The organism is Paraburkholderia sp. JPY465 (assembly GCF_050436725.1).
GTDB lineage: Bacteria > Pseudomonadota > Gammaproteobacteria > Burkholderiales > Burkholderiaceae > Paraburkholderia > Paraburkholderia youngii.
Map to the genome: position 1 here is coordinate 1491398 of NZ_JBNDMT010000002.1, position 23587 is coordinate 1514984.

The 23587-nt window shown below is 64.3% G+C and carries 18 protein-coding genes and 2 pseudogenes; 13 read left to right on the forward strand and 7 right to left on the reverse strand.

The window, feature by feature from the left end; all coding sequences use genetic code 11:
- Positions 1–613 precede the first annotated feature (613 nt).
- A pseudogene (locus tag QFZ94_RS08975) lies at positions 614–1143 on the forward strand (MFS transporter); the annotation flags it as partial.
- On the opposite strand, the pseudogene QFZ94_RS08980 reads toward QFZ94_RS08975, so the two are convergent.
- Positions 1143–1379 (reverse strand): annotated as a pseudogene (locus tag QFZ94_RS08980) (response regulator transcription factor); the annotation flags it as partial. The pseudogenes QFZ94_RS08975 and QFZ94_RS08980 sit on opposite strands and share 1 nt — an antisense overlap.
- A 150-nt stretch (positions 1380–1529) precedes the next feature.
- On the opposite strand from QFZ94_RS08980, the gene hpaC reads away from it, so the two are divergent.
- Positions 1530–2066 (forward strand): 4-hydroxyphenylacetate 3-monooxygenase, reductase component, encoded by a 537-nt coding sequence (hpaC, locus tag QFZ94_RS08985; RefSeq protein WP_429456338.1) that lies wholly within the window; start codon positions 1530–1532, stop codon positions 2064–2066.
- A gap of 119 nt (positions 2067–2185) precedes the next feature.
- Here the strand turns inward: hpaC and QFZ94_RS08990 are convergent, their stop codons facing one another.
- From QFZ94_RS08990 to QFZ94_RS09005, 4 genes are all read right to left on the reverse strand, one after another.
- Entirely contained in the window at positions 2186–3835 is a 1650-nt protein-coding gene (locus QFZ94_RS08990) for an NRAMP family divalent metal transporter (protein WP_429456340.1), read from the reverse strand.
- Between the two features lie 875 nt (positions 3836–4710).
- Positions 4711–5091: a BON domain-containing protein gene (locus QFZ94_RS08995; protein WP_410848739.1), complete on the reverse strand. Its 381-nt coding sequence runs from the start codon at positions 5089–5091 to the stop codon at positions 4711–4713.
- A gap of 910 nt (positions 5092–6001) precedes the next feature.
- A complete protein-coding gene (locus QFZ94_RS09000; protein WP_429456342.1) occupies positions 6002–6760 on the reverse strand; it encodes an SDR family oxidoreductase in 759 nt (252 codons plus the stop codon).
- A 53-nt stretch (positions 6761–6813) separates the two neighbouring features.
- Positions 6814–7776 carry a GlxA family transcriptional regulator gene (locus QFZ94_RS09005; RefSeq protein ID WP_429456344.1) on the reverse strand — a complete coding sequence of 321 codons (963 nt, stop codon included), beginning with the start codon at positions 7774–7776 and terminating at the stop codon, positions 6814–6816.
- 257 nt (positions 7777–8033) lie between these two features.
- Here QFZ94_RS09005 and QFZ94_RS09010 point away from each other — a divergent pair, with 257 nt between their 5' ends.
- The 6 genes from QFZ94_RS09010 to QFZ94_RS09035 all read left to right on the forward strand — a co-directional run bounded on the left by QFZ94_RS09010 (position 8034) and on the right by QFZ94_RS09035 (position 13685).
- Entirely contained in the window at positions 8034–8675 is a 642-nt protein-coding gene (locus tag QFZ94_RS09010; RefSeq protein ID WP_429456346.1) for an HD domain-containing protein, read from the forward strand.
- A 67-nt stretch (positions 8676–8742) separates the two neighbouring features.
- Positions 8743–9006, forward strand: coding sequence for a YlcI/YnfO family protein (locus QFZ94_RS09015; protein WP_368583478.1), 264 nt, complete (start codon positions 8743–8745; stop codon positions 9004–9006).
- 21 nt (positions 9007–9027) lie between these two features.
- The gene (locus tag QFZ94_RS09020) at positions 9028–10017 is read left to right on the forward strand and encodes a LysR family transcriptional regulator (RefSeq protein ID WP_368583479.1); all 990 of its coding nucleotides are present in this window, start codon (positions 9028–9030) and stop codon (positions 10015–10017) included.
- Between the two features lie 104 nt (positions 10018–10121).
- Positions 10122–11315, forward strand: coding sequence for a CaiB/BaiF CoA transferase family protein (locus QFZ94_RS09025; protein ID WP_368583480.1), 1194 nt, complete (start codon positions 10122–10124; stop codon positions 11313–11315).
- Entirely contained in the window at positions 11312–12277 is a 966-nt protein-coding gene (locus QFZ94_RS09030; RefSeq protein ID WP_429456349.1) for a hydroxymethylglutaryl-CoA lyase, read from the forward strand. Before QFZ94_RS09025 ends, QFZ94_RS09030 begins: the two co-directional genes overlap by 4 nt.
- Before the next feature lie 76 nt (positions 12278–12353).
- Positions 12354–13685 (forward strand): MFS transporter, encoded by a 1332-nt coding sequence (locus tag QFZ94_RS09035; protein ID WP_410848744.1) that lies wholly within the window; start codon positions 12354–12356, stop codon positions 13683–13685.
- A gap of 393 nt (positions 13686–14078) precedes the next feature.
- Here the strand turns inward: QFZ94_RS09035 and QFZ94_RS09040 are convergent, their stop codons facing one another.
- On the reverse strand, positions 14079–14810 hold the full coding sequence (locus QFZ94_RS09040; RefSeq protein ID WP_368583483.1) for a GntR family transcriptional regulator: 732 nt from the start codon (positions 14808–14810) through the stop codon (positions 14079–14081).
- Between the two features lie 170 nt (positions 14811–14980).
- On the opposite strand from QFZ94_RS09040, the gene QFZ94_RS09045 reads away from it, so the two are divergent.
- From QFZ94_RS09045 to QFZ94_RS09060, 4 genes are all read left to right on the forward strand, one after another.
- The gene (locus tag QFZ94_RS09045) at positions 14981–16201 is read left to right on the forward strand and encodes a pyridoxal-phosphate-dependent aminotransferase family protein (protein ID WP_429456352.1); all 1221 of its coding nucleotides are present in this window, start codon (positions 14981–14983) and stop codon (positions 16199–16201) included.
- Positions 16202–16375: 174 nt separating this feature from the next.
- A complete protein-coding gene (locus QFZ94_RS09050; protein WP_410848746.1) occupies positions 16376–17662 on the forward strand; it encodes an MFS transporter in 1287 nt (428 codons plus the stop codon).
- 3 nt (positions 17663–17665) lie between these two features.
- Positions 17666–18415 carry a 2-keto-4-pentenoate hydratase gene (locus QFZ94_RS09055; protein WP_429456354.1) on the forward strand — a complete coding sequence of 250 codons (750 nt, stop codon included), beginning with the start codon at positions 17666–17668 and terminating at the stop codon, positions 18413–18415.
- 47 nt (positions 18416–18462) lie between these two features.
- Positions 18463–21495: an FAD-binding and (Fe-S)-binding domain-containing protein gene (locus QFZ94_RS09060; protein ID WP_429456356.1), complete on the forward strand. Its 3033-nt coding sequence runs from the start codon at positions 18463–18465 to the stop codon at positions 21493–21495.
- 36 nt (positions 21496–21531) lie between these two features.
- Here QFZ94_RS09060 and QFZ94_RS09065 read toward each other — a convergent pair whose 3' ends face one another.
- Positions 21532–22407 carry a helix-turn-helix domain-containing protein gene (locus tag QFZ94_RS09065; protein WP_410848749.1) on the reverse strand — a complete coding sequence of 292 codons (876 nt, stop codon included), beginning with the start codon at positions 22405–22407 and terminating at the stop codon, positions 21532–21534.
- Between the two features lie 235 nt (positions 22408–22642).
- Here QFZ94_RS09065 and QFZ94_RS09070 point away from each other — a divergent pair, with 235 nt between their 5' ends.
- Entirely contained in the window at positions 22643–23545 is a 903-nt protein-coding gene (locus QFZ94_RS09070; RefSeq protein ID WP_429456358.1) for a DMT family transporter, read from the forward strand.
- Positions 23546–23587 lie beyond the last annotated feature (42 nt).

Genomic DNA, 23587 nt, shown 5'->3' on the forward strand with positions numbered 1-23587 from the left:
GGTGAGGTTTTTCGGGAGCCAAACGCTCCCGCTTCATCCGGATTGAGCCATTGCGGCGGGCGCGAGGCCTGGAATGCAGCGACGATCTCCTGGAATTCCTCACCTTTGCGAACCCGCGTCGTTCTCCTGACTCCTGGAAATCCTCACCATCCTGGAAGATCTCACCTTGGCAGGCTCGCTTCGACTTTTTGCCCCGCATTCCAGACTACTTTTCTCGCACTGGACACTGACGCGCTCCGCGCTGGCTGCTCCGAAACGCCGTTATTCGCCACAACGCTGAAGCCAGCGAAGCACGTTGTGCGCGCTTCGACGCGCCTCTTCCCCATCGCCGTTCCGACGCACACCGCGTGAGCTGTCGCACATCCCGCCCATCGTTCCCGTAAATCCTCACCGTAGTGCGACCTCCTGGAACTCCTCACCGGTCGCGCGACCGCGTTTATCGCCGCTCAAATCGTGCAGCCATGTCGTCCCGACGTGATGCCGGGACACGCCGGGCAAATTAGCTGCACTGATACCTGCCCTGCTTTTCGGCTAATTTGACGCGACCATCTGGCGCCTTGACACTGCATAGCGTGCGAAGCCTTTTCTGAAAGGCCGCAATCCCCCAATTCAGATGCGAGCAGACATGTCTTCCTCCCCGATCGCGGCCGGGCCCGCCACGGCAGAGTCGGATCGCGCACTCAGGAAAATCATCATTGCGTCGGTGGCCGGCAACGCGATGGAGTGGTACGACTTTTTGTGTACGGCACCGCGGCCGCGCTCGTACTCGGGCAACTGTTCTTTCCCGCCCACGCGGACCCGCTGATCGGCACAATCGGGGCGTTTGCCGCATTTGCGATCGGTTTCGTCGCGCGTCCGCTGGGCGGCATCGTGTTCGGGCACATCGGCGATCGCTATGGACGCCGTGCGTCGCTCGTCTGGACGCTGCTGATCATGGGCTTTGCGACCTTCGGCATCGGGCTGTTGCCGACCTATGAGCACATCGGTCTGGCCGCTCCCGCGGCGCTCGCGGGATTGCGCTTGCTGCAAGGCATTGCATCGGGTGGCGAATGGGGCGGTGGCGTGCTGATGATCAGCGAGAACGCTCCGCCCGAAAAACGCGGCTATTTCGCGGCGTGGAGCCAACTCGGCGTGGGCGGCGGCAGTTTTTCCTGCACATCGAAGCCGCTCACCTCCGGCATGCGGACGTCGAGCACGAGACAGCCGGGCACGTTGATGTCGAAGGCGCGCAGGAAATCCGCCGCGCTGACGAAGCCCTGCGACTGGATGCCGACCGATTCGAGCAGCCACGCGAGCGAGGTGCGCATGCCGTTGTCGTCGTCGACGATATAGACGATGGGGGCGGCATCGGTGACGGGAGGGCGGTCGCTTCGCGGCATTGGAATGGGCAGGCGTGTGCGTGGAAATCGCACGCGGGAATGATCGTCAGAGGGCTTTCATGATAGCGGGCCGACAAGCGGCCGCAAAACCTCGCCAACACTACCGATTCATCCTGCGATGACTGGCAAACGAACACAGGTGACTTCAACATGTCGAGCCAAGCAATACAGGCTGATGCCGGGATCGATCAAAACCGCCAGCAGTTCAGACAGGCGATGGCGCACCTCGGCGCGGCGGTCAACGTGATTACCACGGCGGGTGCTCACGGCTGCTGCGGCATCCCGGCGAGCGCGGTGTGCTCGGTCACCGATACGCCGCCGACGCTGCTGATCTGCCTGAACCGCTCGAGCGCGATGCACGCGGTGTTCGTCGGAAACCGTGATGTGTGTATCAACGTGCTGCCCGCGAGCCTCGAAAGTATCGCGCGTCACTTTGCGGGCATGACCAGTCTTTCGATGGAGGATCGCTTCAAGCTTCCCGTGTGGGATCAGGGCGAAAACGACGTGCCGGTGCTGCGCGGCGCGCTCGCGAGCTTGCAGGGGAGGATCGTCGAAGCGAAGGAAGTCGGCTCGCACTCCGTGATGTTCGTGGAGACCACGCAGATCCGCGTGCGTGCCGATGGCGACAGTCTGATTTACTTCGACCGGAATTTTCACCGGGTGCCGAGGGCCTGGAAGGGGCAATGATTTTTCCGAAGAGCTGCCGGACCGCTCAGGCTCCGGCAGCTCTTGCGTTGTCGCTCCGGACGTGGCTCCCGTAAAACCTCACCATTGCCCGGACCTCCTGGAACTACTCACCATTCGCACTACTTCAGCAACGCCATCTGCACGACCTTGACGATCACGAGCGCGATCGCGAGCAGCAGATAGCCGCGCAGCACGCCCATCCATACGCGTTTGGCGAGCGTCAGACGCGGCGGCGGCAGTTCGTCGAGCGGCGGCATACGCCATGTGTTGCGTGCTTCTTTTGTATAGCCAGGAGTCGGCTCGGCTGCGGCGGATTCGCCGCGCAGTTTGCGAAGCCCGATGCTCGCCGCATACCCGACGACAGCGAGCAACGTGCCGCCCGCCAGTACTTCGATGATCGTTTCCGCCGCGATGTCCGGATATATTACCGACGCGGTCAGGATGATCGACAGCATCACGAGCACCCAGATCACCGAGCCGGTAAACAGGTTGAGCTTCTTCGAGTTGGCCCACGGACCGAGCACCGCGCGGTCGTTGCACAGCAGCAGCAGGAACACGGTCGCGCTCGGCAGCAGCACGCCGGCGAGCGTTTGCACCGCTTCGGTCAGGAGACCGAGCGGACTGCCCGGAATCAGCACCAATGCCGCGGCGGCTGCGACGATCGAGAAATACACGACGTAGAAGCCCTTCGCGTCCGACACGCTACGGTGCAGCGAATGGCGGATCTTGAACACGTCGCCGATCGCATAGGCGGTCGATAGCGACACGGCCGCCGCGCCGATCACGCACGCGTCGAACAGCGCGATCGCGAACAGCACCGCCGAGGTCCGTCCCGCGTATCTCTCGAGACCGGCGATCACACCGCCCGCGTCCGTGAAGTTGCCGAACCCGGGGCGGCCTTCGAACAGCGCCGCGCAGAACGAGATCATCGCGACCGCGCCGATCAGCACGAACACGATGCCGATCCACAGGTCGGCTTTCTCATAGTTCATGAAGCGCGGGGTGATGCGCTTGTCGACCACGTAGCTCTGCTGAAAGAACAGCTGCCACGGAGCGACCGTCGTTCCGACGATGCCGATCACGAGCAGCATCACGTCGGACAGCTTCGAATGCGCGGGCCAGTTCGGAATGAAGAAGTCGCGCGCGATCTGGCCGACCGGCGGATGAATCGACACGAGCACCGGCACCAGCAGCAGGCTCAACACGCACAGCGCGACCGCGAAACGTTCGAAGCGGCGGAAGTCGCCGGTGCTGACGGCGGCCATCGTCAGCGCCGCGGCGATGCACACGCCCGCGATCTTCGAGACGCCGAAGAAGTCGAGCACGAACGTGATGCCGATGAATTCCGTCACGATGGTGAGCGCGTTCAGCAGGAACAGATCGACGACGCTGAACGCGCCCCAGAACTTGCCGAAGCGCTCGAAAATAAGCCGCGCGTGGCCCACGCCCGTGACCGCGCCGAGCCGTAGCACCATCTCCTGATTGACGAACAGCACTGGAACCAGCAACAGCATGGTCCACAGCAATGTGGTGCCGTAGTTCTGGCCTGCCTGCGTGTAGATGCCGAATGCGCCCGCGTCGTTGTCGCCGACCATCACGATCAGACCGGGGCCGAGGATCGCGAGCAGGGTGCGCAGGCGCGCCCACCAACTGGTGCGCGGCGCGATGTCATGGTGAGCGATCGTGCCGAGCGCGCCCTTGATATCGCCTACGTGTGCCGAATCGAGCACGGCGCTGCGCGCGGAGGAAAAGTTCGTCGGAGTAGACATGTCGTTCTCTCCTGGTTGTATTTGTCGGAGGCCGGATCGCGAAACGCTATGCCACGCGCGACATCAAGCGACGGCAGAAGGCGATAAACGGACGCGATTCGCGCGGGTTCAACACGAGCAGAGCGTCGTAAAACGCGCGCGATTCCTGTACGCGCGGGAACTTCGAAAGAAGCAGGCCGAATTGCATTGGGTATCTCCGTGCGCCGGTTTCGACGCGCTGGTGGAAAGCCAGCAGACACGGAGGCCGCGTATGTCCGGGCGCGGCGGTGGAGGTCTACTTGCTTTCCTCAGTTAATAGAACAGGGAAGCGGCATAAGGGATAACTGTCACTGCCGGGCATGGCGACTCCTTGTTGGTGTGAGGCGTGTATGAGCGATTGATACGTTCGCTACGCACGTTGCTACACACGTGTTTATCCACGCGTTCACGCGCACTGCGTTGACGCGCGCGCAAACGCGACCGCAAGCACGAGGCTCGCGATGCGGCGCCGTACCAACGCAGGGACGCGTTTGAACGCGGCGTTCCTGTCATGCGGATACGACGTTACGTTAGGTGCACGGGAAGAGACTGCGGCGCGCACCGTCTGCCTGCTGGCAAGACGGCGGCTGATGAAGAGAGCGCGGACGTCCTGCCGGTCAGGCAGCGAAACTGTTCGAAAGTCGGCTACTGCAGGTGTCCAAGGCGTGAGCCCCATTGATGATGATTCTTGAATTCTAGGGTTCGCTTTCCGCCGAGGTCAACCTGTTTCTTAAGCAGAGCGGAGAAAATGTGCGGCGCGCAACGCCGCGCGCCGTGAACGACGTGCGAGTCGAGGCCGATAGAGGGAAGGTCGAACAGGCGGCATCGATCCATCCGGCCGATGCCGCTACACATGCTTACTGATTGGCGCGCCGTCGCACGGTCAGCCGGTTATGCACGCTTCTGACGCCGCGAACCGATCGCGCCGCGTTGCCGGCTTGCCCGATTTGCGATTGCCGCGGCACGGTGCCGCTCAGCGTGACGATGCCGTGGCGCGATTCGACACGGATGTTCGCCGAATTGAGATTCGTGGTGCGCGTGAACGCGCGGCGGACGTCGCGGACGATCGCGCTGTCGGACCGGTTAGCGTTCCGGTTCGAAGCCGCTGGGGCCGGCTGGCTTTGCATCGACGCATTGTTCGGCATCTCGCGCGTCTGAGCGTTCGCATAGGTCGCGCAAGTCGCGATGGCCACCGCGAACATTGCGCCGAGGATTTTTCTCGCGCCGTTTGTTTTCATTCTTCCTCCTTTGCCGGTTTGTCAGGAACTGCCGTTCGAGCCGCGTGTTGCCAGCGTGGAAGAGGCGACGCAACGCACTGGCGCCTCGCGACGAGTAATCGACCGTCGGCTCCGATTATATTCTGCGGCGCCGCGTCGATATCGATAGGTGAGAAGATTCGGGAGCGGCCGAGGTGAGAGTATGCGCACCTGTACGCGCACTTCAAAACTAAAGGTGAGGGTATTCGGGAGTCGCCTCGACGGTGCGGCAAGTTGCGAGTGGTTTCTTTGGAAACATGGTTCCCGTCAGACGCGCAATGCGGTGAGGCCGTATCGCAGGAAGCCGGCGAGGGCGCCCGTCGGTTACTGGTTGCGCCTGATCGAATGATGGCGGCGCGTGCGGCACGCGAAAGGTGAGAACTTTCGGGAGTGGCCCGCGGGCGGGTCTTTTGCAACTAACCGGCCGCGCCAGAAGCGAAATAAACCGCGCGGCAAGCGGCGTGCGGCAATGCGCGCGTTTTGCCTGTCAGCGATAGGTGAGCATATTCGGGACCCGTCGATGCCGTATCTGTCGGCCCCATGCCTTATCGGCGTACAAAACCCGCTTCATGCAGTCGCCAATCATTGCATCCATCGCGTCGACCGCTCGCCGGCTGTGTAACGTAAGTCGTTGAATGTCCAGGCGATCTGCCGCTTACGCGGCCCGCATCGGCGACGCGAACCGGCTGCGTTCGATTAAAGGTGAGGATTTTCGGGAGCGGCGTGCAAGAGCCGCTCCGCGCGCGCTGAAATGCCCCCTCGAGCCCTCTTTTCACCGCGAAGGTGAGGCTTTTCGGGAGCACTGGCGACGCTACCTGACGCCGATTCACCGCCACTTCGTGCCAAAGGTGAGGCTTTTCGGGAGCGGCAGCACTCGCCAGCGATCACCCGTTCAGGCCGATTTCGCGATATCGCGGATGTCCGCGACCGGCGTCTGCCCGAAAGCATCGCTAAGCGCGTAGTCGATCAACCGCGCCGCGGATTGCTCGGGCGTCGACAGTTGGCCGTTGCGCTTCAGGTCTTCGAAGCGCTGGCGCATCGGGAATTGCTCTTCGCCGCTCCCGCGAATTTGCGCCTGCATGTCCGTATCGATCACGCCCGGCGCGAGGCTGCAGATGCGCAGCGCGCGAGTCGCGTCGAGCGCGACGGCGCGCGCGTGATGATCGAGCGCGGCCTTGGTCGCGCAGTAGATGCTCCAGCCCGGATACGCGTTGCGCGCCGCGCCGCTCGAAATGTGCACGATGCGCCGATCTGTTGCGTCGGCGGCCGCGGCGGCGAGCGCGCTCGCGAGCATCAGCGGCGTCGCGACGTTCAGGCTCACCGCGTCCGCGACGTCCGCCGCGTTCTGCCCTTCGATGGGCCCAATCGGTTCCACCGTGCCCGCATTGTTGATCAGCAGCACCGTCTGCGCGCCGCGCACGAAGTTGCTCAGCGCGTCGGTGGCGATCCATTGCGCGACTCGCGCAGGTTCGGCGAGCGGCAGCTCGATCTCTTCGAGCTGCGCGGCAAAGCGCGCCTTTAGCGCCGCATTGCGCGAGCGCGACAGACCCAGCACCGTGACGTTGCGGGCGAGCAGTTGTTCAGCGAGCGCCGCGCCCAGGCCGCGCGTATGGCCAGTGACGATCGCGCGAATTGGAGAAGAGGAGGTCATGTCGTTCCTTGTGAGCGTTGTCTTGCAGAATCGACGATTTTCTCACGCCGTATTCAGGCCGACCGAAAGCGCTCGCGATACTGCATCGGCGTCACGCCAAGCCGCTTCGTAAACACGATGCGCATGCGGTCGGCGGTGCCGAAGCCGCAATCGTAGGCGATCGTCTTCAGCGCCGCGGCGCTGCTTTCGAGCAGCTTGCGCGCCGCATCGACGCGCGCGCGTTCGACGAATTCATGCGGCGTTACGCCGGTTTCCTGCACGAACACGCGCGCGAAGTTACGCGCGCTCATGCCCGCGACGCTGGCGAGTTGCTTGACGGTGAAGCTGTCATGGATTCGCGCCATCACGTGCGCCTGGACTTTCGCGGCGGGCGAGGTGTCGTCGGCGGGCGCGGTCAGATAGGGGCTGAATTGCGACTGGCCGCCTTGCCGCTGCGCGAACACGACGAGCCGTTTGGCGACCGCGAGCGCGGTATGCGGACCGTGATGCTCGGCCACTAGCGCGAGCGACAGATCGATGCCGGCTGTCACGCCCGCCGACGTGACCAGCGGCCCGTCGCGCAGATAAATGCGATCGAACTCGACCCGCGCGCGCGGAAACTGCGCGGCGAGTTGCGCCGCGTGCTGCCAGTGCGTGGTCACATGCCGTCCATCGAGCAGGCCCGCGTGACCGAGCGCGAATGCGCCGGTGCAGATCGAGCCGTAGCGGTCGCAACGCGTCGCGACGTCAGCGAGCCAGTCGAGCAGGCGCGCGTCGGGCACTTCGTTGTGCGGCAGAGCGGGGCCGCCAGCGACGAGCGCGAGATCGAACGGTTCGCGCGCCTGCTCGAAGGTCGCGTCCGCCACCAGCGTCATGCCGTTCGACGCGCGCAACGGCGCCGCGGCCGCGGCCAGCAGCTTGACCTCGTAGTGCTGCGCGGGCGCGACGAAGCCGTTCGCTTCGGAGAACACGTCGACGGGACCGGCGACGTCGAGTGCCTGCACACCTGGAAAGATCGCGATCGCGACGGTGGGCATCGAATGACTTCCTTTGACGGGGAATGTGAAGGACATGCCGCGGCAGTCAACGCTGTGCGTTTGGCAGTGTTCAACGGCTCGCGGCGATTGTTCGCGGCGTCGCGCTAGCCAATACTGGGTTGGTCGGACGCGCGGTCTCACACCCAGGCGACAGGCATCCACATCACGGCGCGGACCAGCATACCAAAACGCGCTTTGAAGCCGCGCCGCGCGTCCCGTTGATCACTTTCACTTTCGCATTCGAAGGAGTACGTCGCATGGCTACGACGATCGCAGGTATCCGGATTCCCGACAGCATGATGGCGCGCGAAGCCACCGAACTCGTGCGCGACACGGAAACGGAGCTTCTCTATCACCATTCGCGGCGCGTGTTTCTGTTCGGCGCGCTGGCCGGGCAGCGCAAGCAGTTGAAGTACGACCCCGAGCTGCTGTACATCGGCGCGATGTTTCACGACATGGGGCTCGTCGCGCCGCATAGCAGCGAGCACGAGCGCTTCGAAGTCGACGGCGCGAACGCCGCGCGCGATTTCCTGCGGCGGCATCGGATCGGCGAAGACGATATCGAGCAGGTATGGACCGCGATTGCGCTACACACGACGCCAGGCATCCCGCAGCATATGAAGCCGGTGATCGCGCTCGTCACCGCGGGCGTCGAAATGGATGTGCTTGGCCTCGCCTACGACGAATTCAGCGAGCAGCAGCGCGAGGAAGTCACGCACGCGCATCCTCGCGGCCCGCACTTCAAGGAAGGCATCATCGATGCGTTCACGCACGGCACGATCCACAAGCCGCACACGACGTTCGGCAACGTGAAGGCCGACGTGCTCTCGCTGAAAGACCCGCATTATCGTCGCGAGAATTTCTGCACGATGATTCTGGGTTCGGCGTGGAAGTCGTGAACGCCTGCTTGCGGCAGAAATGAGGTAGCGCAATGATGCATCGCAGATGCGATGCATGGAGTGAACGATGAAAAGCGCTACTTTCCCGTCGGTGCGGGTCGAGCCCGAACTGCGGGCCGCGGCCGAGGACGTGCTGCAGGAAGGCGAAAGCCTGGCCAGTTCGCCTGCTGAAGCGAAGCAAACCGGAGACTACGTGTCGGCCGACGACGTGCTCGCCGGCCTCGAAAGGCGGCTCGGCGAAGCAAAAGCCCAGGTCCCGCGCGAAGGCGACGACAGCCAAACCGTGACCGTGCTGGCGGTGCGCCATCAGCTAGAGGATCATTATCACTGACCGAACTTCCGTCGCCGCCCCATGGTCATCAAAAACCTTCTCCGTAAACTCGACCTCACCACGCTGCAGCTCTTTCTCGCCGTGTTCGAGGAGGGCACGCTAACGCGTGCCGCTGAGCGCGAGGCGATCGCAGTGTCCGCCGCCAGCAAGCGGCTGGTCGAACTCGAACAGGCGGTCGGCGCGTCGCTGTTCCAGCGCAACGCGCGCGGCATGACGCTGACGCCGGCCGGCGAAACGCTGCTGCATCACGCGCGCCGGGTGCTGCGCGACATCGAGAGCATCGGCATCGAACTGGCCGGCCATGCTAGCGGCGTGCTCGGCTATGTGCGGATGATGGCGAACCTGTCGGCGATCGTCGAATTTCTGCCCGAAGATCTGCGCGCGTTCCAGTCGCTGCACGAGCGCGTGAAGGTCGATCTCGAGGAGCGGCCGAGCGGCGGCGTCGTCAAGGCCGTCGACGAAAGCCTCGCCGATCTCGGCATCTGTTCCGGCGACGCCGATACGCGCGAGCTGCACGTCGAACACTACCGGCGCGATTCGCTCGTGATCGTGATGCGCGACGATCATCCGCTCGCGGCACGCGCGAGCATCGCGTTCGCCGAAACGCTCGATGGTGATCACGTCGGCCTGCATTCGGCGAGCTCGATCAACGCGCGTACGCACCTCGCCGCGCGTCAGGCCGGCAAGCCGCTACGGCTGCGCATCCACGTGCCGGGTTTCGATGCGGTCTGTCGGATGGTGCAAGCCGGCATGGGCGTCGGTGTGCTGCCGCAGAAGGTGTATCAGCTGATGGGCCGCCCGCTCGGCCTCGTCGGCACGGCGCTCGACGACGATTGGGCCGAGCGCAGCCTCGTGCTCGTCGTGCGTGACGTCGATGCGTTGTCGCCTGTGAGCCGGCTGCTGTTCGATCATCTGCGCACGGTCGAAGCGCGCGAAACGGCAGCGGACGCTCAACCCGAACCCGCTCCGATCACCACCGAACCACCGCGCCGCTCCCGCAGCCGCCGCTGAGCGTTCGCCGTTCGCGAACGGTCGTTGGCGAATTGCGGTTGGACGTCGCCACCACGCCGCTTCTAAGCTGTCTCCCAATACGAAACGAGTTCGGAGACGGCAACATGGGTGGACCACTGCAGGGTATTCGCGTCGTCGAGATCGGCACGCTCATTGCGGCGCCGTTCGCCGCGCGACTGATGGCCGAGTTCGGCGCCGATGTGATCAAGATCGAAGCGCCCGAAACCGGCGACCCCCTTCGGAAATGGCGCAAGCTGCATGAAGGCACGTCGCTGTGGTGGTATCTGCAGTCGCGCAACAAGAAGTCCGTCTGCGTGAATCTGAAATCGGCCGATGGCGTCGAAATCGTCAAGCGCCTTGCCGCCGATGCCGACGTCGTCATCGAAAATCTGCGTCCCGGTGCGCTCGAAAAGCTCGGCCTCGGCTGGGACGTGCTGCACGCGCTGAACCCGAAACTGACGATGGTGCGCATTTCCGGCTACGGCCAGTCCGGCCCGTATCGTGACCGGCCAGGCTTCGGTGCGATCGGCGAAGCGATGGGCGGCATCCGTTACACGACCGGTGAAGTGGACGGCGCACCGGCGCGCGTCGGCGTGAGTCTCGGCGATTCACTCGCGTCGCTGCACGGCGTGATCGGCGCGCTGATGTCGCTGCTGCGCGTGAAGACGGGGCAGGGCGAAGGCCAGGTGGTCGACGTGTCGCTGGTCGAGAGCGTGTTCAATCTGATGGAAAGCCTCGTGCCCGAATACGACCTGCTCGGCCATGTGCGCGAGCGCAGCGGCGGCGCGCTGCCGGGCATCGCCCCTTCGAACACCTATCGCACCGAGGACGACGGCTATGTCGTGATCGCGGGCAACAGCGATCCGATCTTCAAGCGGCTGATGCATCTGATCGGCCGCGCCGATCTCGCGGACGATCCCGCGCTCGCGCACAACGACGGCCGCGTGAAGCAGGTCGCGATGCTCGATCAGGCGATCACCGAGTGGACCTCGCATCACGCGACCGAAGACGTGCTGGCCGCGCTCGAACGCGCCGCAGTGCCGGCGGGCCGCATCTATTCGGTGGCCGACATCGTCGCCGATCCGCATTACCAGGCGCGCGACATGTTGCTGCAGGCGCAATTGCCGGGCGGCGCGTCGGTGAAGATGCCGGGCATCGTGCCGAAGCTGTCGGACACGCCGGGCGAAGTGCGCTGGCAAGGACCGACGCTCGGTGAACACACCAGCAGCGTGCTCAGCGAGCTTGGATTCGCGAGCGAAGACATCGAGCGGCTTCGTCGCGAGGGAGCGGTGCAATGAATTCCATGATCTTTTCCACGCGCGAGGGCGCGTCATTCGACCGACTGATCGTGCAGGAAGTCGCCCCGCGCGATGGCCTGCAGATCGAACCCACCTGGGTCGAAACCGCCGACAAGATCGCGCTGATCAACGGGCTATCCACATGCGGATTCACGCGTATCGAAGCGGGCTCGTTCGTGTCGCCGAAGGCGATTCCGGCGTTGCGCGACGGCGAGGCGGTGTTCCAGCAGATCGAGCGGCAACCCGGCGTGATCTACGTCGCGCTGGTGCCGAACCTGAAGGGCGCCGAGCGCGCGTTGTCCGCGCGCGCCGACGAACTGAACCTCGTGATGTCCGCGAGCCAGACGCATAACCGCGCGAACATGCGCATGAGCTGCGAGTCGTCGCTCGCGGCGTTCGACGATATTGTGCGTCGCGCGTTGGCCGCGGGCGTGCGGCTCAATGCGACGGTGGCGACCGCGTTCGGCTGTCCGTTCGAAGGCCGAATCGACGAAGACCGCGTGATCGGCATCGTCGACGCATATCGCGAGATGGGCATCGAAGGCATCACGCTCGCCGATACGACCGGCATGGCGAATCCGCGTCAGGTCGCGCGGCTCGTCGCGCGCGTGCTCGAAACCCTGCCGGCCACGGCGCTCACGCTGCACTTCCATAACACGCGCGGTCTCGGTCTCGCCAACGTGCTCGCCGCGTATCAAACCGGCGCGCGCCGCTTCGATGCGGCGCTCGGCGGCCTCGGCGGCTGCCCGTTCGCGCCGGGCGCCTCAGGCAACATCTGCACCGAAGACCTCGTGAACCTGTGCGACGAAATGGGCATTCCGACCGGGATCGATCTGCCGAAGCTGCTCGCGCTGTCGCGCGGCTTGCCTGCGTTGCTCGGCCACGACGTGCCGGGGCAAGTCGCCAAGGCAGGCCGCAATTGCGATTTGCATCCGGCGCCCGACTACGTTCGGCAGATCTGAACCGAACCCCGACAAACAACCCCTCAACCGATCAAACGACCGGACGGCACCGCCGAATCCGGCATTGGAGACAAGCATGAGTGACCTGGGCGCAGTGGCGGGCAGTACCCGCGAACATGGCGCGGACGATCTCGCGGCGATCGTCCGCAAAGTCGCGTGGCGGCTGATGCCGCTCATCATGATCTGCTATCTGTTCGCGTTCTTCGACCGCATCAATATCAGCTTCGCGAAGTTCCAGTTGCAAAGCGATCTGGGCTTGTCCGATACCGCGTACGGTCTCGGCGCGAGTCTGTTCGTGATCGGCTACGTGCTGTTCGAGGTGCCCAGCAATCTGTTCCTGTACAAGGTCGGCGCGCGACGCTGGATCGCGCGGATCATGATCTCGTGGGGACTCGCGACCGCGGCGATGGTGTTCGTCAACAACGAATGGCAGTTCTACGGGCTGCGCTTCGTGATCGGCGCGATGGAGGCGGGCTTCGCGCCCGGCGTGCTGTACTACCTGACGCTGTGGTTTCCGACCGAATATCGCGGCCGCATCACGTCGATGCTGTTTCTCGCGTCGGCGTTCTCGGGGCTGGTCGGTGCGCCGCTCGCGGGGCTCGTGATCGGCCATATGGACGGCGTGCTCGGCATGCCAGGCTGGCACTGGCTGTTCCTGCTCGGCGGCTTGCCGTGTGTGGCGCTCGGCCTGCTGGTGCTGAAGCTGCTGAAGGATCGCATCGACGATGCGGGCTGGCTGTCGTCGGCGGAGAAGAGCTTGCTCGCCGGGCAGATCGCGCAGCAAAGCCGCCCGGCGCCGACCGGCCATTCGCTGCTGGGCGCGCTGAAAACGCCGGGCTTCCTGACCCTCGGGCTCGTGTACTTCCTGATTCAGATCGCGTCGTACGGTCTGAATTTCTGGGCTCCGCATCTGATTCACGTGGCGGGTACGAAGAATCCCACCGTGGTCGGCCTGCTGACGGCGGTGCCTTATGTGTGCGGCGCGATCTGCATGGTGGTGGTCGGGCGCCTGTCGGACGCGACCGGCGAGCGGCGCAAGTTCGTGTTCGGGCTGCTGTTGATGTCGGCGCTCGGCTTCTTCGCCGCGGGCTACTTCGACAAACAGACCGCCTTGCTGGTGGTCGCGCTTGCGGTGATGGGCGCGGGCGTGGTCGCATCGATTCCGGCATTCTGGGCGCTGCCGCCCAAGCTGCTGACGGGCGCGGGCGCCGCGGGCGGTATCGCGTTGATCAACACGCTCGGACAACTCGGCGGGATCGTGAGCCCGGTGATGGTGGGCCGTGTGAAGGATCTGACCGGCAGCACGACGCCGGCGCTGTATGTGATCGGTGCGATGAGCGTGGTGTGCGCGCTGATCGTGCTGTATGGGCTGCCCGAGTCGCTGCGCAGCCGTGAAACGACGCAGTGAAATCGATGTGCAGGGCGCGGTCGTTCGCTTGCATCAGGCGACCTGCCGCGCCGCTGCCCGCTCCCGCATCCGCGAACGATAGGCCTGCCGCATCAATCACTTGGCAGGCCTGTGCGCAGGTTGTCCACAAGCTTGTTCCCAAATTATGTGGACAACTGGTCTTCGAGGTTGGTCCGACTGATACGGCATCCTTGCCAAGCGCGCTCGCCGCTATCACGGACTCCGTAGCGACGCTCGCTGCCTACGCGTGCACCGCATGCGGATAGTTCTCACGCTTCAAGTACTTAGGCTCGCTGTGCGAAGGTTGTCCACAGGCTTGCCAACAATTTAGGTGGACAAGTTTTGTTTGCCGACAGGGTGCCGTGAAGCGTGACTCTGCATCAGTCGTCCGCATCACGCCTTCAACACGGAGGCCGAAGCGACCACTTCGTCCTGCACCGGCACCTGCAAAACCGCATCCCGTTTATCGAGCAGATGCTGCCGCAAAATCGCGCTGAGCTTCTTGCCGTCGCGAGCCTCGAGCGCCTTCAGCATTTCATCGTGGTCGTGAATCGCGCGGTCCCACTTCGGCGTCTGATAGTTCGAGCGAAAGCGCAGCGCCTGCAGCCGCCGGTTGATCGACACATACGTCTGCCGCAGCGCTGAATTTCTCGCCGCTTCGTTGATCTTGTCGTGAATCGCCTGGTTGCGGCTGTAGTAGCCCGGCAGATCGTTCTGCGCGCGGCACGCGAGCATCGCGTAATGCAGTGCCTTGATCTCGGCGAGTTCGGCCGCCGTGATGCGCTCCGCTGCGAGTTCGCCCGAGAACGCTTCGAGGCCGCTCATCAATTCGAAGGTTTCGCGCACTTCCGCCTCCGACATTTTCGACACCGACGCGCCCCGGTTCGGCGAAATTTCGATCAAGCCCTCGGCGGCCAGCACCTTCAGCGCTTCGCGCAGCGGCGTGCGGGAAATGCCGAGCGTTTCGCACAACTCGCGCTCGTTCAGTTTCTTGCCGGGCGCCAGCACGCCCTCGACGATAAAGCGGCGGATGTGCTCTACCACCGTGTCATGCAGGCGCTGACGCTCGACCTTCGGCATCAGCGGGGCTGCGGTCACTCCCGCGTCGACATCCGAATTTTGCATACAAAAACCCTCAGCTCACATGATGTGGGATTTTATCGGAACCATATCGATTAGTTAATCGAGCGCAAACGCGGGTAAACACGGGCCTCAACGAGCATATTTCGCCTTGGGAGCGTCACGATTCTTCTGATACAGTTTTTTGAATGCAAAATTCAAATTGGAGGAACCCGATGCTGAAGCTAGATTTTCATCCCGCTGGCCGTCACTTCCTGCAGATTCCGGGGCCGAGTCCGGTGCCCGATCGCATCCTCCGCGCGATGAGCTATCCGACCATCGACCACCGCGGCCACGAGTTCGGCGAACTGGGTCTGAAGGTGCTCGACGGCATCAAGAAGATCTTCAAGACGCAGCAGCCGGTCGTCATCTATCCGGCGTCCGGCACGGGCGCATGGGAAGCGGCGCTGTCGAATACGCTGAGCCCCGGCGATCACGTGCTGATGTTCGAGACCGGCCACTTCGCGACGCTATGGAAAAAGATGGCCGAGAAGCTCGGCCTGAAGCCCGAGTTCCTGGGTCTGCCAGGCATCGAAGGCTGGCGGCGCGGCGTGCAGCCGCAAATGATCGAAGAGCGTCTGCGCGCCGACCCGCAGCATGCGATCAAGGCGGTCTGCGTCGTGCACAACGAAACTTCGACCGGCGTCACGTCCGACATCGCCGCCGTGCGCCGAGCGATCGACGCCGCGGGCCATCCGGCGCTGCTGCTCGTCGATACGATCTCCGGTCTCGCGTGCGCTGACTACCGCCACGACGAATGGGGTGTCGACGTGACCGTGTCGGGCTCGCAAAAGGGCTTGATGCTGCCGCCGGGCATCAGCTTCAACGCGATCTCGCCGAAGGCGATGGCCGCCAACCAGCACGCGAAGCTGCCGCGCAGCTTCTGGGACTGGTCGGAAATCGTCGAAATGAACAAGACCGGCTACTGGCCCTACACACCGAACACGAACCTGCTGTATGGCCTGCACGAAGCGATCGAGATGATTCTCGGCGAAGGGCTCGACAACGTGTTCGCGCGTCACGAGCGGCTCGCCGAAGCGACGCGCCGCGCGGTGCGTGCGTGGGGGCTCGAAATCCAGTGCGCCGATCCCGCCGTGTATAGCCCGGTGCTCACGGGCGTGATGATGCCCGACGGCGTCGATGCCGACGCTGTGCGCAAGCTGATCTACGAGCGCTTCGATATGTCGCTCGGCACGGGCCTCGGCAAGATGAAGGGTCGCATGTTCCGTATCGGCCATCTTGGCGATTGCAACGATCTGACGCTGCTCGCGACCCTGGCCGGCTGCGAAATGGGTCTGCGGCTTGCTGGCATACCCCTTAAGGAAAGCGGCATGCCTGCCGCTATGGAGTGGTTGAGCCACGCACCGAAGACGCCGGGGTTGAAGGCCGCGGCATAAGCGCCACCAGCAGGAAACAACCCGCAACACCAGGGAGCGCATTTCTCATCGGGCCGCGCGCAGAACGCTGCCATCACAACATGCAATGCGTCCATAACGGCTGTCGCGGCCGACGGGCGACGACGCAGCGCGCCACTTCAAGCGCGCCGTCGACACATGCCACGGAGAGAGAGGATGAAACGGTTTCGTTTGACCAGTGCGACCAGTATCGTTCTAGTGATGCTGTGCATCATGTACTTCATCACGTACCTCGATCGCGTGAACGTCAGCACCGCGGCCGCGGGTTTCGGCAAGGAATTCAATCTCACGCATACGCAGGTCGGCCTCGTGTTCTCGGCTTTCGCGTATCCGTATCTGCTGTTTCAGGTGATCGGCGGCTGGGTCAGCGATCGCTTCGGCGCGCGGCGCACGCTGCTGTTTTGCGGTGCAATCTGGGGTCTCGCGACGGTGTTCACGGGCCTCGCGGGCGGGCTCGCTTCGTTGCTCGCCGCGCGGCTCGTGCTCGGTTTCGGTGAAGGCGCGACGTTCCCGGCGGCAACATCGGCGATGTCGCGCTGGGTCGCGAAAGAAAAACGCGGCTTCGCGCAGGGCATCACGCACGCGGCGTCGCGAGTCGGCAATGCGGTCGCGCCGGCCCTCATCGTGCTGGTAATGACCACCTGGGGCTGGCGCGAATCGTTCTATATCTGCGGCGCGCTGAGCCTGGTGTGGGTCGCCCTGTGGGCGATCACGTTCACCGAGCATCCGAAAGATCATCCGCGCATCACGCCGGAGGAACTCGCGGTGCTGCCCGCGGTGAAGCCGAAAGTCGCAGGCCTGCCGTGGGGCAAGCTGTTTCGCCGCATGGCGCCGGTCACGATCGTCTACTTCTGCTACGGCTGGACGCTGTGGCTGTTCCTGAGCTGGATTCCGCTGTACTTCCTGCACAACCATCATCTGCAATTGCAGAAGTCGGCGATCTTCGCGTCGGTCGTGTTCTTTGCCGGCGTGATCGGCGATACGCTCGGCGGCCTCGTCACCGATGCGATCTTCAAGCGCACCGGCAGCCTCAAGCGCGCGCGCAGCTGGATGGTGTCGGGGTGCATGCTGTTCTGTCTGCTGTCGCTGATTCCGTTGATGTTCACGCATGACCTGACGCTGTCGATCGCCTGTCTCGCGTCGGGCTTCTTCTTCGCCGAGATGACGATCGGCCCGATGTGGGCGATTCCGATGGATATCGCGCCGGAATTCTCCGGCACCGCCAGCGGCATGATGAACACGGGCTCGGCGCTGGCCGCGATCATCTCGCCGGTGATGGGCGGCTTTCTGATCGACCACTTCGGCAACTGGGATCTGCCGTTCGTCGGCAGCATGTTGCTGATGGGCATCGGCGTCGTGCTCGCGTTCCGCATGCAGCCGGAGAGCCGCTTCGAACTCAGCGCGTCGGAGAAGGCGCAGGTTTCCAGCCGGATGGGCGCGTAAAACATGACTTCATCACTCAGCCAGCTTCTTGCCGATGCGCGTCGCAGTCGTACGGTGCTCGACACGTTGCCGCCGGAACAGTTGCCGTCCGATGCCGACGCGGCCTACGCAATCCAGCACGAAATCCTGAGCGCGTGCGGCGCGCGAATCGGCGGCTGGAAGATCGGCGCGAAGTCGGCGAGCGGGCCGATTCAAGGAGCGCCATTGCCCGACATCGATCTGCATGCCGACGGTGTGCGTCTGTCGCGCGAAGGTTTCGCCCCGCTCGGGCTCGAACTCGAAGTCGCGTTCCGTTTCGGCCGGCGTTTCGAGCCTTCCGCGACGCCGTACGGCGAAGACGAAGTGCTCGCGGGTATCGGCTCGATCGGCGCGACCATCGAGATCGTCGCGAGCCGCTATGCCGCGTGGCCCGCCATCGACAAACTAGCGCAGCTCGCGGACCTGCAGAATCACGGTGCGCTGATCGTCGGCGAATTCACGCGGTATCGCGAGGATTTCCCGTACTTGGCGCCGTCGCTGCAATTTGAGTTCAACGGACGCAATGTCGTCGCAACGACGCCCGCGAATCCAGCCGGCGATCCGCGGCGGCTGTTGACGTGGCTCGTCAATCACGCGAGTGCGCGCGGTATCGCGGTGACTCCGGAGATGGTGATCACCGCCGGTTCGTACACCGGCATGTTCTTTCCGCGCGAGGCGGGCAACGTGAGCGGGCATATCGAAGGGCTCGCGCCGGTGCATCTGACGCTGTACTAGGTAATTCGAGCCGCGCGGCTCACGCGCGCTCCTCACAGGCCGACGAAATGACGAATCCCACTGCGGGCTTGCTCGTCAAGCCGATCCATCTGGTCCCCTCCGCCGCGCGTGCCACGAGTCCGCTCGCGCAGCATCTGCGCAAAGCGCTGCGCGGCGATGTGCTGTTCGACCTCGCGAGCCGCGGCCGCTACGCGACCGATGCGTCGATCTATCAGATCACCCCGGTCGGCGTCGTGGTGCCGCGCGATCAGGACGATCTGCGCATCGCGCTCGAGATTGCGCGCAGCGAGAAAGTACCGCTGCTCGCGCGCGGCGCGGGCACGAGCCAGTGCGGGCAGACGGTCGGCGAAGCGCTGGTGGTCGATACGAGCAAGTGGCTCAACAACATCGTCGCGTTCGATGCCGACGCGCGCACCGTGACGGTCGAGCCCGGCGTCGTGCTCGATCATCTGAACGCGTGGCTAAAGCCGCATGGACTGTGGTTCCCGGTCGATGTATCGACTTCTGCGCAATGCACGATCGGCGGCATGGCCGGCAACAACTCGTGCGGCTCGCGCTCGATCGAGTACGGCAATATGGTGCACAACGTCGACGCGATCGACGCGATTCTCGCCGACGGCAGCGAAGCGCGCTTCGCGTCGCTGCGCGAGGCGCCGCAAGGCGAGCGCTTGCAGCAGATCGTCGCGGGCGTCGCGCGGATCGCGCAGCGCGAGCGTGATGAAATCGTCGCGCGCGTGCCGAAGGTGCTGCGCCGAGTGGCGGGCTACAACATCGATCTGTTCGACTGCCAGAGTCCGCGCGCCTATACCGATGACGGCAGCGCGAACCTCGCACATCTGCTGGTCGGCTCCGAGGGCACGCTCGCATTCAGCCGGCAGATCACGCTGAAGCTCGCGCCGCTGCCCGCGCACAAGGCGCTCGGCGTGGTCAACTTTCCGACCTTCCGGCAGTCGATGGCGCTCACGCAGCACATCGTCAAACTTAAGCCGGTCGCGGTCGAACTGGTCGATCGCACGATGATCGATCTCGCGTTGAGCAATCCCGCGTTTCGTCCGGTGATCGAGAAGGCGCTGGTCGGTGAGCCGCAGGCGATTTTGCTCGTCGAGTTCGCGGGCGAGGATCGGGACGCGCAGCTCGCGTCGCTGAAGCAGTTGACCGAGTTGATGGGCGAGCTGGGCTTGCCCGATGCGGTCGTCGAGATGCCGGACGCGAATGCGCAAAAAGCGCTGTGGGAAGTGCGCAAGGCCGGTCTCAACATCATGATGAGTATGAAGGGCGATGGCAAGCCGGTGTCCTTCATCGAAGACTGCGCGGTGCCGCTCGAACATCTGGCCGACTATACGAGCCGCCTCACCGATGTGTTTCATCGCCACGGCACCGAGGGCACCTGGTACGCGCATGCGAGCGTCGGCACGCTGCACGTGCGGCCGATTCTCGACATGCGCCGCGACGGCGCAACGAAGATGCGGGCGATCGCCGAGGAAGCGGCCGCGCTGGTGCGCGAGTACAAGGGCGCGTATTCCGGCGAGCATGGCGACGGTCTGTGCCGCGGCGAATGGGTCGCGTGGCAATACGGGCCGCGGCTTAACGAGGCGTTCAGCGAGATCAAGGCGCTGTTCGATCCGGACAATCGCTTCAATCCAGACAAGATCGTGCGTCCGCCGAAGATGGACGACGCGCGCAATTTCCGCTTTGCGCCGGGCTATCGCGAACAGCGTATCGAAACAGTGCTCGACTGGTCGATGTGGAACGTGAAGCGCGATCCGCTGACGGGAGAAGAAAGCGCGCCGGGCAGCGGTGACGACCTGAGCGGCGGTCTCGCGAAAGCGGTCGAGATGTGCAACAACAATGGCCACTGTCGCAAGTTCGACGCGGGCACGATGTGCCCGAGTTATCGCGTGACGAAGGACGAGCAGCATCTGACGCGCGGGCGAGCCAACACGTTGCGGCTCGCGATTTCGGGCCAGCTCGGCGAAAGCGGACTCGCGGGCGATGACGTCAAGGAAACGCTCGACCTGTGCGTATCGTGCAAGGGCTGCAAGCGCGATTGCCCGACCGGCGTCGATATGGCGAAGTTCAAGCTCGAGGCGCGGGCGGCGCGGGCGAGGACGCATGGCGTGCGGCTGCGCGATAGGCTCGTCGCGTTCATGCCTCGCTATGCGGGCGCTGCGAGCCGCATGCCGGGACTGGTGGCGCTCGCGGACAACGTGCCGGTGCTGTCGGCGTGGTTCAAGCGCGCGGCCGGGTTCGCTGCCGAGCGGAGTTTGCCGCGGTTCAAGAAGGCGTTTCTGGCCGATGCGGTGTCCGCGAGGCCTGCACGCGAGGCCGCGCAGCCGTCCACGCTGAAAGAAGTGCTGCTGTTCGTCGATACCTTCAACAACCACATCGAGCCCGACAACGCACGTGCCGCGCAACAGGTGCTCCAAGCGGCGGGCTACACGGTTCACTTCAATGCACGCCCGGGCGAGCGTCCTGTGTGTTGCGGCCGCACGTTTCTCGCGGCGGGTCTTGTCGATGAAGCGAAACAGGAAGCGCGGCGCATGCTCGATCTGTTCCGGCCGTTCGTCGAACGCGGCGTGCCGGTGGTGGGTCTTGAGCCATCGTGTCTGCTGTCGTTGCGCGATGAATTTCTGCAGTACGGTTTCGGCGACGAAGCGCGGCGCCTCGCGCAGCACGCGTTTCTATTCGAGGAATTCCTCGTGCGCGAAGAAAACGCTGGGCGTTTGCAGCTCAAATTGAAACCGCTGCCGATGCAGCAGGCGCTCGTGCACGGCCACTGCCATCAGAAGGCGTTCGACGCATTCACGCCGGTGCAGACCGTGCTGAAGTGGATTCCCGAATTGAAGGTATCGACGGTCGAATCGTCGTGCTGCGGTATGGCCGGCAGCTTCGGCTACGAAGCCGAGCACTACGCGACTTCGCAGGCGATGGCGGAGCTGTCGCTGCTGCCCGCGGTCCGCAAGCTCGACGCCGCCACGGTGATGGTCGCCGATGGCACCAGCTGCCGGCATCAGATTCACGATGGAGCGGGCGTGGACGCGATTCACGTCGCGCGCATGCTGGCGATGGCGCTGCAATGACGCGGAGCTAACTGGAAAGCGAAACCCGAACGCGACTCAAACGCCGATAGCCTGCCGAAACCCGCTCGGCGTCACACCGACAGCCTCGCGAAACCGGTGGCTAAAGTGACTCGCGTTCGCATAGCCGCATTGCTCGGCGATTTGCGCGAGCGGCAACGTCGTCGTGCGCAGCAGCGTGCGCGCGCGATCGAGCCGTTGCCGCGCGATCCACGCGGCCGGCGGCAACCCAAACGACTCCCGAAACATCCGCGCAAGATGAAACTCCGATAGCGCCGCGACACCCGACAGCTCACCGAGCGTCAACGGCTGCGCGAGACGACTGTCGATATAGTCGCGCAGGCGGCGCCGCGTCGCGGCCGACAGCCCGCCCTTCAGCGCCACGTTCGCGCGCCGCACGCCTTGTCCGCGCAACAGCAGGCTCAGCACTTCGTGCGCGGTTTCGTTGGTGCGCAGCAGACCGTCGGGACTTTCCCACTCCTCGTTGACGAGCGACTGGCACAGACTCGCAATGCGCGGGTCCTCGAAATAGGTCCGATCGGCGAGCGTCAATTCGCGCGGCTCGCGGTCGAGCTCCTGTACCGCGCGTCGCGTGAAGTGCTCGGGCAGGAAGTACAGGTGCATGAAGTGCATATGGCCGCGCACCCACCAGCGCGATTCGTGATCGCCGGGCAGTGCGCACAGCCGCGACGGCGCGCCGTAGTGGCCCGGCATTTTCTGGCGCTCGGTGCGATAGCCGCCGTCCAGATAGCACGACAGCGTGTGATGGCCGGGCCGCTCATAGATGGTCTCGGCTTCCTTCGTGTCGCGGGTCCAGAGTGCGATCGCGAGTCCGTCGCCGAGCCACGCGAAGCGGTCCAGATGCGCGTTCGCACTGGCGAGAGTGTGACAGACCGACTGCAGGCCAAAAGGCATGCCGGCGGTGGATATCACGGGAGCGGACGGGCTGGCGGTCACGGCGGCGAGCGGAGGATTTCCGGTGATGCGTCGGGTTGAGCGGCCAGTATACGGCGCGGCCAGTCTGGCCGCTCATTGCCACGAAAAAGTGCGCAATTTTGGACAATTGCAGGCGGCGGCGCGGCTGCATAGTCGGGGCTATCGTCAATGCTGCGCGTTATGGCAGCTTGTCATTGCAGTCCGAGGCCCGACCATGAATCTTTTGCTTTATGCCGTCACCGTGCTGATCTGGGGCACCACCTGGATCGCGATCAAATGGCAACTCGGCGCGGTGCCGCCGCCGGTATCGATTGCCTGGCGTTTCTGGATCGCCGCGCTGCTGCTGTTCGCGCTGCTGCGCATCATGCGCCGGCCGATCTGGCCGCCGCGCGACGCCTGGCGCTACCTCGCCGCGCAGGGCCTCGCGTTGTTCTGCCTCAATTTCCTGTGCTTCTACTACGCCGAACAGATCGTGCCGAGCGGGCTCGTCGCGGTGGTGTTCTCGACCGCGCCGCTGCTGAACTCGATCAACGGGCGGCTGTTCATGGGCCGGCCGCTGCAGCCGAGCGCGATTGCGGGCGCATTGCTCGGACTCGTCGGCATCGTCTGTTTGTTCGTGCAGCAGATGGCGGGGCATCTCGGCGATCACACCGCGTGGCTCGGGCTCGGCGTCGCGTTTCTCGGCACGCTGTGCTTCTCGGCCGGCAACCTGCTGTCGAGCCGCATGCAGTCGATGGGCCTGCATCCGTTCGCGACCAATAGCTGGGCGATGCTGATCGGCGCGGCCGTCCTGACGCTCGGTAGTCTGTTCGCCGGCTATTCGTTCACGGTGGAACCGTCGGCGCGCTATCTCGGCGCGCTCGCATATCTCGCGGTGTTCGGCTCGGTGATCGGCTTTACGGCGTACCTGATGCTGGTGGGCCGCATGGGCCCGGAGCGCGCCGCCTACTGCACGGTGCTGTTTCCGATCGTCGCGCTTGCGGCGTCGACGCTGTTCGAGGGTTACCGCTGGTCAGTGCTCGCGGTGGTCGGTCTGCTGCTCGTCGTAGCCGGCAATCTGGTCGCGTTCGATCTGACGCGGCGGATCTTCGTGCGTCGCCGGGCGGCGCGAACATGATGATGTGCATCGCGCTCAAGGTGAGGATTTACAGGAGCAGAA